Genomic DNA, 13,344 nt, shown 5'->3' on the forward strand with positions numbered 1-13,344 from the left:
GTTTCTATATTTACGCTACGTCTTCTTCTATGTCTTTTAACTTATTTTTCTTACTATAAATTTTTAAAATTACTAATGCTATAATAGTGAAGAAAATTGGTCCAACAATCATCCATATACTATCACTATATTTGCCTTTAGTAATAGGTTCTATTATAGTGAAGAAATTAGCAAAACAAACAGTTCCTGTTACCACAAAAGTGGCTATTTTATAAGAAAAATTGCCTTTATATATCTCAAAAGGTCTTTCAATATTTTTCTTTTTCTTAAAAGATATAAATGCTCCAGCTAAGAATGCTATAGGTAAAGTCATTGCAACATTAGTCATAAGAACCAATTTAGCAAAAAATTGTGATGCTCCTTCTCCTCCAAAAGATACTAAAAAAATCATTATTACAACTATAATACATTGTATCTTCATAGCAAATTTAGGCATTCCATCTCTTACTTCCCCTAATTTTCCTGGCCATAAGTCATAAGGAGTACCCTCTATTAATTGCTTTAAAGGCATGAATGTTGCATTAAAAAATGCTCCTGTTAAAGCTAAAAACATAGAAATCCCTACAAATCTAGCTACCCATGCACCAATTAATATGCTAATAGATTCTTGTAAACCTAAGCTATTTCCAATAGAATATCCTAAGTTTTGCATAACTACATAGGCAACATTAGCCATATTAACATCTTTACTTGACAAAATAGATCCCCAACTTGTAAAAATACCACATAAAAATATACCAATAGCATATCCTACTGAAATTGTTATCGCTCCTATAGTTATAGCTTTAGGGAAAACCACTTCTGGATTTTCAGTTTCATCAACTACACTACCAATAAGTTCTATTCCACCAAAAGCAAATATAGCAAATACTAAAAATGAAAGTGTAGAAATAAAGCTAGTATAATCTGGATTAGGTGATTTAAAGAAAGCACATACTGATTTAATAGGTTCTGCTAATTCTCCATGATTTAAAATTAAAACAAAGATTGCACCTATTAATAAAACAACATTTAATAAAGTTACAGCTATTCCACCTAGAGATGTTATCTTTTTTATCTTATCTAATCCTTTTGTAGAAATAACAGTAACAAAAACAACCCAAACCATTGCTAAAAGACCTAAGGTTTGTGTTGAATTTAATCCAAAAATACTCCAAGATGAAGTAACATCTTTACCAAATATAGCATTAGATAATGGTATCCATATAGTTGATGAAATATTAATCATCCAAATTATAAAAGATGCATACCACATAAAAGTTCCTATAAATGCATATTTAGAATTTACTGACTTTTCCATCCATGAATACATACCGCCTTTTTCATTTTTAAAAGCAGCACCATATTCTGCAATCATAAAAGCTAGTGGAATACAAAAAGCTACCGCTGATATTATGTACCATGGAATTGAACTATATCCCATAAGATAGAAAGATCTTGGCATGTTTGCAAAACCAAATACTGAAGTAAACATCATAAGTATTAGTGGTATTAGAGTTATCTTTTTATTTTTTTTATCTTTAGTCATAATCTCCCGCCTTCTATATTAAATTTTAAAATAATACACTTAATTATAATTTTTTATATTCCTTTTTACAATAATTCAATTTTTCATCAGTATCATTCAATTGATTATATTAATATTATTTTCCTTTTATATTAATCTTTATGAAGGAATAAATTCTTATATAATATTTCTCGCTTTATCTTATTAAAGTCATACAATATAGCTTACTACAGAAATTTAATTGAAACTATAGATTTAATATAAAATTTACAAAAACTTATTAAGTAAAAATTTGATATATCATATATTATTAAATAATAAAATTCTTTTATTTATCTTAAAAAAAGAGAATACTCTTAAGAATATTCTCTTCATATACAAAACTTATATATTTATATTTTTTATTTTACAATTAGAATTATTCACCTAAAAACATTTTTATATCATCTTCTACATTTGTTATTCCACCAATACCAAAGTTTTGTACTAAAACATTAGTAACATTTGGTGATAAAAATGCTGGTAAAGTTGGTCCTAAGTGAATATTTTTAACTCCTAAGTATAATAGTGATAATAATACTATTACTGCTTTTTGTTCATACCAAGCTATATTAAATGCTATTGGTAATTTATTTATATCATCTAATTCAAAAACTTCTTTAAGTTTTAATGCTATTAATGCTAAAGAATAAGAATCATTACATTGTCCTGCATCTAAAACTCTTGGAATTCCATTAATATCTCCTAAGTTAAGTTTATTATATTTATATTTTGCACATCCTGCTGTTAAAATAACAGTATCTTTTGGAAGAGCTTTTGCAAATTCAGTATAATATTCTCTTGATTTCATTCTTCCATCGCAGCCAGCCATTACAAAAAATTTTTTTATAGCTCCACATTTTACAGCTTCTACTACTTTATCTGCTAAAGCAAACACTTGATTGTGAGCAAATCCACCTATTATTTCTCCTTTTTCTATTTCAATTGGTGCTGCACAATTTTTAGCTTGTTCTATTATTTGAGAGAAATCTTTCTTTTCATTTTCATCTGCTTCTATATGAACACATCCAGTAAAACCTGCTGCTCCTGTAGTATACATTCTATCAATATATGAATTATCTCTAGGTGGTACTATACAGTTTGTTGTCATTAAAATTGGGCCATTAAATGATTTAAATTCTTCAACTTGTTTCCACCAAGCATTTCCATAGTTTCCTGCAAAGTGCTTATACTTTTTAAATGCTGGATAGTAATGAGCTGGAAGCATTTCTGAGTGAGTATAAACATCTACCCCTGTTCCCTCTGTTTGCTCTAATAATTGAGCTAAATCTTTCAAATCATGTCCAGATATTAATATACCAGGATTATTTCTAACTCCTATATTAACCTTAGTTACTTCTGGATTTCCATAAGTTTCTGTATTAGCTTTATCAAGGAGAGCCATCCCATCTACACCAAATTTACCTGTTTCTAAAGTTAGAGCTACTAATTCATCAACTGTCATTGAATCATCATTTAATTTTGCTAATGATTCTTGCATAAATTTATTTATTTCTTCTGAATCATATCCTAAGGCATTAGCATGTTTCATATAAGCTGCTAGTCCTTTTAATCCATATGTAATTAGCTCTCTTAAACTTCTAATATCTTCATTATCTGTTCTTAAAACTCCAACCTCTTTTTCTTCTGATTTAGCCTTAATTTCATAATCATTAGAAGGACTCCATAAAGCAGCTTTACTTAATCCATCTCTTTTATCAAGTTTATTTAAAATATCATTTTTTAATTTTATTGTTTCTTTTATTCTTATAGGAAAAACTTTCTCATCAAAGTTTGCATTTGTTATTGTTGTAAATAAATTTATAGTTATTAAATGATCTATTTCATCTGATATTTTTAGTCCTTCTTCTCTACCTCTAGTAGTAACTTCACTTAATCCTCTTGTTACATATATAAGTAAGTCCTGCATATTAGAAAGTTCTGAACTTTTACCACAAACTCCTCTTACAGTGCAGCCTTTACATCCTGCAGTTTCTTGACATTGGAAACAAAACATTTTATTTTCCATTCTAATACCTCCATATAAATTAAATTTATATTTTAAAAATTATTTTCTTTTTTAATCTTTCTTACAAACTTTATTATATAGAGATAATACTAAAAGTTCCGTAACCATAGTTACAGCTCATAATTATTTATAGTTATTTATATTTTAGATATAAAAAAGTACCTAATATAAAAAATTAAGTACTTTTATATATATGTATTTTATTGTTATAATTAATAAATTCTATATAAATTCTTTTATATTTGTAATTTTATTATTTTCAATATACACTCTAGCAGTTCTCCTTCCAATAGCGCATAAACATTCATAATTGATAGTTCCTAAAATTTTTGCCATATCATCAGCATTGAATTTACACTTACTATCTTCTCCTAAAATTATAACTTCTTGTCCAACTTTAACATCTTTAATGGCTGTAACATCTATCATGCACTGATCCATACATACTCTACCTATTACTGGTGCTAATTTTCCATTTACAATCATATAACCTTTTCCAGATAACTCTCTAAAGTATCCATCTGCATATCCTACTGGAATAGTTGCTATTACTGTTTTTTTATTGGTTTTATAGGTTCTTCCATAACCTATATATTCATTAGGTTCTACAGTTTTTAAATAAAGTATTTTACATTTCCAAGTTAAAACTGGCTTTAAATTTATATCTCTTTTTACATAATTAGAAGGATAATATCCATATTGAATAATTCCAGGTCTTACATAATCATAATAAGACTCTGGTACATCTGTTATAGCAGCACTATTAGCAATATTAAGTTTTAATTTTTTATTAGTTCCTTCTAAAATTCTTTCTTTAAAAAGATTAAATTCTTTTAGTTGCTTTTCTACATAGTCTTTATCTACTCCATCTGCATCAGAAAAATGAGAGAATAAACTTACTATTTCTAAGCCTTTCATATTTAAAATGTTTTTTATTTCTTCTATGCTTTTATCGCTAATCCTAAAACCTATTCTTCCCATTCCTGTATCTATACCAATATGTGCTTTTATAGTTTTACCAATAGATAATGCCTTCTCATTTAACTTTTCAGCAAAGTCATAAGTAACTATAGAAGGTGATATATTGTACTCTATTATCTTATTTATAGCTTTATTTTCTAAAGATCCAAGTACCATTACATCGATATCTATATTATTTTTTCTAAGTTCTATTGCTTCCATTAAATTAGCTACAGCTACAGTTTTCACCCCATATTTTATCAATTGATTGGTTATTTCTACTGCTCCATGACCATATCCATTAGCCTTTACAATACCTATTATTTCACTGCCTTCACAACTTCTTTTAATTTGCTGTATATTATATTTTAAATTATCTAAATTAATTTCTGCCCAAAGGGGGTGGTATAAGTCCATATAAAAATTTCATCTCCTTCAAATATTCAATATATTATATTGTATTTTTGTATGTTATAACGTATATTATACATATAGATTATATTTTTTACAACTTAAAAATCATTGTTTTAAAAAAATAATTTATGTAAAATAATTATATAAATCAATTAAGGAGCTATAAAATATGAATGATATATCACCTATAGTAGGTAAAAACTTAAAAAAAATTAGAACCAAAAGAGGTCTTAGTTTAGATGAAACCTCAAAACTTACAAAAGTAAGTAAAGCAATGCTTGGTCAAATAGAACGAGGAGATTCTAATCCTACCATTTCTACCTTATGGAAAATTTCTACAGGTTTAAAATTATCCTTTTCCTCTTTTGTAGAAGATTCGGAGGAAAAATTTAATATAATATCTCAAGACTCTATTTCTCCTCTTGAAGAAGATGATGGACGTATGAAACTATATCCTATTTTTCCTTTTGATATAAATAAGGGCTTTGAAATTTTTACAATAGAGCTTGAACCTAAATGCAACCATTTTTCCACTGCTCATAATGAAGGAGTGGAAGAATATATAATAGTAACAGAGGGTACTCTTAACCTTACTCTTAATAATAATATATTTAATATGGAAAAAGGCTCTTCCATAAAATTCAAAGGTGATATACCTCATAGCTATAAAAATCTTTCTTCCCAAAAAGTAATTTTTCAAAATATAATAATTTATAATAAATAAAAGTCTCTGCATCATTTTTAGGTGCAGAGACTTTTATTTATTATACTCTTTTTTTATTTTTTATATTTCCCAATACAAAAGAATTCATATCATTAATCTCTTCTTCCTTAGGTTCTCTTCCTAATTTATTAAAAAATGAATCTTTACATATATTTATATCTATACTTTCTTCTACTATATCTCCTACAGTTTTTAAATAATTAAAAAACTCTTTTATTTCCTTATTACTATACATATTGTGATGAGAAGGTATGTAATAATTACTTTTGTATTTATTTATTTTTTCCATCATAGGATATAATTTTTCCCTACTATAACTCCATTCCCCATGATACATATCTAGATAAAGACTATCTCCTAAAAACAATACTTTTTCTTCTGGTATATATACTATTGAAGAATCCTTAGAATGATCTCCTCCTATAAGCTCAACTATACAATTACTTTCTCCTAAGTCTATGTTAATCTTTTTATCAAAAACTATATCTGCGCTTTCTAATTTTATGTTTTCTCTTTCCTTAGGCATTTCTAACTTTATATTCTCACTGCAAAATTCAATCTCTTCCCCATTTTTTACTCTTTCATCAATTGAATTATCATCCCATTTTAAGGTTTTCATCCACTTTATTTTTTCATTAGTTAGATTATTTGCTATAACTGTACATCCTGTTATTTTTTTCATTGTTGAAATTCCAAAAACATGATCCCAATGCCAGTGAGTAATCAATAAATATTTTATTTTAGGTAATTTAAGTCTTTCAACTTCTTTTAAAAATTCCATTGTATGATTATAAGAGTTCCCACTATCTATTACCACGCTATAATTATCTCCACATACTAATCCTAGTACTGGTCTATCACCTTTTTCTACATAATCCATATAGTATACTCTATCAGTTAACTTTTTAAGCATATATTTTTTCTACTCCTTTATTACTAAATAAATTTTTTTAAATACTAATACTAAATAAAATCTATTTTATACTATTAAACCTCTTAGCATTTTATATTAATTTTAAAATCTTTATTAGCTTTTGTAAACATTTAAATAAAAGTATTATTCTATACTTTTCTAAAGTAAAAAAAATAAGATATATATAGTATAAATTACTATAGATATCTTATTTTTTATTTTATAATTCTAATTCTTTTAAAGCATCTAAATATTTATCTATATCTTCTTCATTATGAGATGCACTTAAGAACATAGTTTCAAATTGTGATGGTGGTAAATGTATTCCCTTTTTTAACATATGCTTAAAGTATTTATTAAAGTTATCCACATTACAGCTCATTACATCTTCATAAGTGTTAATTTCTTTTTTGTCTGTAAAGAATACTGTAATCATAGAACCACATCTATTAACTACTATTGGGAAATCTCTTTCTTCTTTTATCTTATTTACTCCATCTTCTAATTTTTTACCTAAAAATTCTAGTTTTTCATATATATCTTTATTATTATTAAGCTTTGTAAGAGTTGCAAGACCAGCAGCTACTACTAAAGGATTTCCGCTCATAGTTCCTGCTTGATATACATCTCCTATAGGTGCTAATCTTTCCATTATTTCTTTTTTTCCACCATAAGCACCGCAAGGAAGTCCTCCACCTATTATCTTTGCATAAGTAACTAAATCAGGCTCTACATCATATAAGCCTCTTGCACCTTTATAGCTAACTCTAAATCCACACATAACTTCATCAAAAATAAGTACAGCTCCATACTTGTCGCAAAGAGTTCTTATTTCTTTAAGCCATTCTTTATTTGCTTTTATAACTCCCATATTTCCTGCTATAGGTTCAAGAATTACTGCCGCAATATTTTCTCCTTCAGCTTTAAATAATTCTCTTATATTTTCTATATCATTATATTTTGCAAGCAATGTATTTTTAATGTGATCTTCTGGAACTCCTTTAGACCCAGGTATTCCAGTAGTTAAAACTCCTGAGCCTGCTGCAACTAAAAATCCATCATAATGTCCATGATAGCATCCTATCATTTTTACTATTTTATCTTTTCCTGTATAACCTCTTGCAAGTCTTACAGCACTCATTGTAGCTTCTGTACCTGAGTTAACCATTCTTATCATATCTATATCTACTGTCTCGCATATATATTTTGCAAGTTCTAACTCTTCATAAGTAGGAGCTCCAAAAGCTAAAGCTTTTTCTGCTTCATTTTTTATAGCCTCTACTGTTTCTTTATTGCAATGTCCTAAAATCATAGGACCCCAAGCACAAACAAAATCTAAGTACTTATTTCCTTCTACATCATATATGTAAGCGCCTTTTCCTTCTTTTATAATTGGAGGATCTATATCTAACCCTTTATATGCTCTAACTGGGCTATTTACTCCACCAGGCATAAATTTTGAAGACTCTTTAAAAACTTCACTATTTAACATTATTCTTCCTCCTTTAACCATCTTGCTACATCTAAAGCAAAGTAAGTTATTATAAGGTCTGCTCCTGCTCTTTTCATTGATAAAAGCATTTCCATTGTAATAGCTTTTTCATCTATTAATCCCATTTTACCTGCCGCTTTTACCATAGCATACTCACCACTTACATTATAAACTGCCATTGGGGCATTAAATCTTTCCTTTGCAGCCTTAACTACATCTAAATAAGAAAGAGCTGGCTTTACCATAACTATGTCTGCTCCCTCTTCTAAATCCTGAGCAATTTCTCTTAATCCTTCATTTCCGTTAGCTGGATCCATTTGATATTGCTTTCTATTTCCAAAGCTTGGAGCTGAATTTGCAGCTTCTCTAAATGGGCCATAAAAAGCTGAAGCATATTTTGCACTATATGCCATTATAGATACTTCCTTAAATCCATTCTCATCTAAAGCATCTCTTATAGCTCTTACTCTTCCATCCATCATATCTGAAGGTGCTATCATATCTGCTCCTGCTTTAGCATGAGATACAGCTATTTTAGATAAGAATTTTAAAGTCTCATCATTATCTACATAATGGCCATGTAATATTCCACAATGTCCATGGTCTGTATATTCGCACATACAAACATCTGTTATAACCACTAAATTTTCATTTAATTCTTTTATTTTTCTTATAGCTTTTTGAACTATTCCATTATCATTAAAAGCTTCACTTCCACAAGCATCCTTTTTATCTGGTATACCAAATAAAATAACTGATTTTATTCCTAGTTTAGTTATTTCTTCTATTATTTCTGGTAATCTATCTATTGAATAATGATAGTTTCTCTCTAAAGAAGAAATTTCTTTTTTTATTCCAGTACCTTCCACAACAAAAAGAGGATATATAAGATCATTTAAAGAAAGAGTTGTTTCTCTAACTAAATCTCTAATCCCTTCACTTACTCTTAATCTTCTGCTTCTTTTAAGCATTATTATCACCCCATAATTCTTTAACTTTATCTATTAAACCATCAATACTATGTTCTTTGCAAACCACAGCATCTATTCCATTAGCTTGCAGTTCTTTTAAAGTAACAGGTCCAATGGCTATATTCTTCTTATTTAAAAAAGCATCTTTTCCTAAAAGCTTCACCATATTTTTTACTGTTGATGGACTCGTAAAAATAACTCCATTTATTCTTTCAAACTGGCTTAAATCTCCGCCTTCACCTAATACTGTATCATAAATAGAAACCTTATGTACAGTTGCACCTTTTTCTTCTAACTTAGATTTTAATAAATCCCTTGAAGCTGAAGAACATGGTATTAAAATTTTATCTTCTTTATTTATTGCAGGTTCTAAAACTTTTAAAAGTCCCTCTCCTACAAATTCTTTTGCTTCATAGCTTGGAACTATACCCCTACTTCTTAGTGCTTTAGATGTAGCCTTTCCTACTGATGCAAATTTTCCCTTTATATTTCTTATATCATAATTATTTTCCATTAAATAATCAAAGAATATATTAACTCCATTAACAGATGTTAATACAATATAGTCATATTCTTTTAATGAATCTATATAAGTTTTTAAATTTTCCTTTGTAGGTTCTATTTTTATTGAATTTATTTCTCTAACTTCAGCTCCTAATTCTTTTAAATCCTCTTTTAAAATAGAGCTTTGTTCTTTACCTCTTGTAATACATAAGTTAATACCAAAAAGAGGTTTTCTTTCATACCAATTTAATTTATCATTTAATGTAACTACATCACCTACTATAATTATACAAGGTGAAGATATGCCAACTTCTCTAACTTTCTCTTCTATAGTTTCTAGTGTACCTATTGCTTTCTTTTGAAGAGCTGTAGTTCCTCTCATTATAACTCCACAAGGAGTATTTTTACTTTTTCCATTAGCTATTAAATTCTTAACTATCATAGGTAAACTTTTAAAACCCATTAAAAATACTAATGTTTCCGGTAACTTAGCTAAAGCATCCCATCTATGATTAAGTTCCTTTGCACTTTTACCTGTCATTACATGAAATCCTTGAGATAAGCCTCTATGAGTTATAGGTATTCCTCCATAATTTAAAACAGAAATTGCAGATGTAACTCCAGGTATAACTTCAAATTCTATATTTTCATCTAAAAGAGTTAGAGCTTCTTCTCCCCCCCTTCCAAAAACATAGGGGTCTCCACCTTTTATTCTTCCAACAGTATGCCCTTTTTTAGCTAATTCTACTAGCATATTATTTATTTCATCTTGACTTTTATAATGACATCCAGGTTCTTTACCACAATAATAAATTTCACAATCTTCATTTAGATAATTTAAAATTCCACTTCCTGCAAGTCTATCATACATAACAGCAGTACATTTTTTAAGTGCCTTTACTGCTTTTAATGTTATTAAATCTTCATCTCCTGGACCTGCTCCTATTAAATAAACTTTACCCATAGATATCCTCCTAAGCCTTTAATATTTTTTCAGCTAGACTTTCACCAAGCATTATATGTTCATCTTTATTTCCTCTAATATCTTTTGTTATAATTCTGTCTCCTACTTGGAATGTTCCAATCATATATATATCATTTCCTTCTAAGATAGAATAAGCTCCTATTAAAGAGTGACATCCACCTTTTAAAGCTTTCATAAAACTTCTTTCACACTCTACTTGTATTCTAACATCTTTATTATCTAGGTTTTTAACTATTTTTGCTTCTTCATTATTTTTTAATATCTCAATTGCTAAAGCACCTTGTCCTATAGCTGGAATAAACTTCATAGGGTCAAAATAGTCTGTAATTATATGATTCATATTTAATCTATTAAGACCTGCTGCTGCAAGTATTATTCCATCTAACTTTTGTTCCTCCATCTTTTTTAATCTAGTTTGAACATTTCCCCTTATAGGAACTATTTCTATATCTTTTACTAATTCTTTTAATTGAAGTGCTCTTCTTATACTGCTTGTTCCAATTTTAGCACCCTTTTTAATATCTGATATTTTCATTCCTTCTCTAGATATAAAAGCATCCCTAACATCTTCTCTATTAGGTATGGCTCCTATTTCAAAAATATCTTCTATTTCATAAGGCACATCCTTCATACTATGAACTGCACAATGAGCTTTTTTTTCAATTAATGCTAATTCAATGTCTTTTACAAATAAGCCTTTTCCACCTATTTTATTTAAGGCAACATCTAATCTCTTATCACCCTCTGTTGTAATTAAAAGTTTTTCACCTTCAATACCAAATTGATTTTTCATAAGATTTATAATATGATCTGCCTGCACTTGAGCTAAAATACTTTTTCTAGTAGCAACCTTAAAATTCATAACTACACTCCTTTAAAATAAATCATCATAAAACATTTTTAAGATTATTTTTCCATATCCCTTATTAAAAAACTCTCTAAAATCATCTTCTAAAAGAAAGTCCATAACTTCCTTAAAAATATCTTTTCCTTTTAATTGATTTCTTATTTTTGTAGTAAATTTAACATAGTTTTCTTCACTTAACAGAATTTTTTTTACCTTTTCACTTACTTTCCTTGTAACTCTTGGATTTCCACCTTTAGAATTTACGCTGCAAAGCAAACTATCAGTTTCTACCTGAAAAGGAACTATAGCCAATCCATTTTTAAAATCACTACAATCTATATATAATTTATATTTTTCTTTACAAGAAAATATTATATTATTTCTCATTAAATCATCATTTATTGCAACTATTACAATATGTTTATCATTTAAAAACTCTTCACTATATTCTCCTAGAGTTTTAGAAAAATTTTTTTCATATTCTAATAAAGAAAATTCTTCAACAAAATCTATAGATACTACCTCTACATTAAATCCTCTAGAAGTAAAAGCTTTAGCCTTTATAAATCCAGCTTTTCCCCCACCTATTATGCCAACATTAATTCTATTTGCAATTAAGGCTAAGGTTCCAAATTCAAAATTATTTACAAAAATATTCTCTTCATTATTTCCATGCATTCATTTTCCCTACCTTGCATAGCTTCTTCTTTTAAAACTTCTATAGCTCTATTAACATATGCCTTTGCAACACTTTCCATTAAAGTAGCTGCAAGCTCATCTACATCTTTAGTATTTTTTTTATGTATAAAGCTTTTTATTCTTTCATTTACAATTACATTTTTTTTATCGTTCATATTAGAAAAAATCGGAAAAACTTTCTTTAACCTTTTCCAATTATTAAATTCTTCTATAAATTCTTTTACTATGTATTTGTTATTATTTATTCTTTGCTCCCTTAATCTTTTATTTTCATAATCTATTGTGCTTAAAGTATCTACATCGTAAACTTTTATATTATCTCTTTTTTCTAAGGCTTCATCTATATCCCTTGGCACTGCCAAGTCAAACATACTATAACTTCTATCCTTAGGTATATCCTCCTCTTTAACTACATAATGAGGTGCAGATGTACAAGATATTATTCCATTTACTTCCTTAATAACTTCATTTTTTCTACTATAATCAATAAACTCTACTCTCTCATCCCCTAAAGCCTCTATTTTGCTTAAATCCCTAACCAAAATATATACTTTATTTATTCTATTACTTTCTAATAAATATTTTAATGTTAATTCACCAATTTCTCCAAATCCAATTACTAAAACCCTAAAACACCCTTCTTCTATTGCTTTTTTTGCTGAAATTGAAGATATAGAAACTGGTATCTCATTTAGTTTACAACAACTTCTAAACTTTTTACCACAGGTAATAGCAGTTAAAAATAATTTTTGAAGAACTTCACCACAAGCCTTATTTTCTCTTGCTAACTTTAAAGAATCCTTAATTTGTGATAAAATTTGATCTTCTCCTAATATCTTTGAGTGAAAACCACATGCTACTTCCATCAAGTGCTTTATTGTAGCATCTTCTGATTTTATTGATATATAGTCTTTTAAATTATTATCCCAATTAAAAACTTCAAATATATAATCTAATATATCATCTATATTAACATTATCTTTAGGAACTATATAAACTTCTGTTCTATTACAGGTATTTATTATTAAGGATTCCTTAAAATATTCCTTTAATTTTTCAAAGTATATGGGATACTTTTTATTAGAAAGTGCAAATTTACTTCTTATTTCTAAGGGTAAATTCTTTTTATAAGATATAAAATACATACTTATCCATCCTTAACTAATTTATTATATAACCATTAATTATTATACATCAAAAAAACTAAAAACTCCCTAATAAAATAGAGAGCTTTTAATACTTTTTTACTATGTTGTATAT

Annotated in this window: 11 protein-coding genes; 1 reads left to right on the forward strand and 10 read right to left on the reverse strand. The window is 27.6% G+C overall.

Annotated elements, in window-relative coordinates; genetic code table 11:
- Positions 1-10: 10 nt before the first annotated feature.
- The 3 genes from yjeM to alr all read right to left on the reverse strand — a co-directional run bounded on the left by yjeM (position 11) and on the right by alr (position 4,952).
- Positions 11-1,528, reverse strand: a complete 1,518-nt coding sequence (gene yjeM / locus BUA70_RS06420; RefSeq protein WP_072895086.1) for a glutamate/gamma-aminobutyrate family transporter YjeM — start codon at positions 1,526-1,528, stop codon at positions 11-13.
- A gap of 397 nt (positions 1,529-1,925) precedes the next feature.
- A complete protein-coding gene (gene hcp, locus BUA70_RS06425) occupies positions 1,926-3,575 on the reverse strand; it encodes a hydroxylamine reductase (RefSeq protein ID WP_072895089.1) in 1,650 nt (549 codons plus the stop codon).
- 222 nt (positions 3,576-3,797) lie between these two features.
- A complete protein-coding gene (alr, locus tag BUA70_RS06430; protein WP_072895092.1) occupies positions 3,798-4,952 on the reverse strand; it encodes an alanine racemase in 1,155 nt (384 codons plus the stop codon).
- Positions 4,953-5,118: 166 nt separating this feature from the next.
- Between alr and BUA70_RS06435 the strand changes: the two genes are divergently transcribed.
- Positions 5,119-5,673 (forward strand): helix-turn-helix domain-containing protein, encoded by a 555-nt coding sequence (locus tag BUA70_RS06435; protein WP_072895095.1) that lies wholly within the window; start codon positions 5,119-5,121, stop codon positions 5,671-5,673.
- Positions 5,674-5,713: 40 nt separating this feature from the next.
- Here the strand turns inward: BUA70_RS06435 and BUA70_RS06440 are convergent, their stop codons facing one another.
- The 7 genes from BUA70_RS06440 to hemA form a co-directional block, all read right to left on the reverse strand.
- Complete coding sequence (locus tag BUA70_RS06440) at positions 5,714-6,586, reverse strand: MBL fold metallo-hydrolase (RefSeq protein ID WP_072895098.1); 873 nt, start codon at positions 6,584-6,586, stop codon at positions 5,714-5,716.
- A gap of 220 nt (positions 6,587-6,806) precedes the next feature.
- Positions 6,807-8,078, reverse strand: coding sequence for a glutamate-1-semialdehyde 2,1-aminomutase (gene hemL, locus BUA70_RS06445; protein WP_072895103.1), 1,272 nt, complete (start codon positions 8,076-8,078; stop codon positions 6,807-6,809).
- A complete protein-coding gene (gene hemB / locus BUA70_RS06450) occupies positions 8,078-9,049 on the reverse strand; it encodes a porphobilinogen synthase (protein ID WP_072895106.1) in 972 nt (323 codons plus the stop codon). The genes hemL and hemB overlap by 1 nt, the downstream gene beginning before the upstream one ends.
- Positions 9,042-10,517 (reverse strand): uroporphyrinogen-III C-methyltransferase, encoded by a 1,476-nt coding sequence (cobA, locus tag BUA70_RS06455; protein ID WP_072895108.1) that lies wholly within the window; start codon positions 10,515-10,517, stop codon positions 9,042-9,044. Before cobA ends, hemB begins: the two co-directional genes overlap by 8 nt.
- A gap of 10 nt (positions 10,518-10,527) precedes the next feature.
- Entirely contained in the window at positions 10,528-11,400 is an 873-nt protein-coding gene (gene hemC / locus BUA70_RS06460; protein WP_072895111.1) for a hydroxymethylbilane synthase, read from the reverse strand.
- A 12-nt stretch (positions 11,401-11,412) separates the two neighbouring features.
- Positions 11,413-12,063 (reverse strand): NAD(P)-dependent oxidoreductase, encoded by a 651-nt coding sequence (locus BUA70_RS06465; protein WP_072895113.1) that lies wholly within the window; start codon positions 12,061-12,063, stop codon positions 11,413-11,415.
- A complete protein-coding gene (gene hemA, locus BUA70_RS06470) occupies positions 12,030-13,229 on the reverse strand; it encodes a glutamyl-tRNA reductase (protein WP_072895115.1) in 1,200 nt (399 codons plus the stop codon). The genes BUA70_RS06465 and hemA overlap by 34 nt, the downstream gene beginning before the upstream one ends.
- Positions 13,230-13,344 lie beyond the last annotated feature (115 nt).

This window comes from Clostridium fallax (assembly GCF_900129365.1).
GTDB lineage: Bacteria > Bacillota > Clostridia > Clostridiales > Clostridiaceae > Clostridium_AH > Clostridium_AH fallax.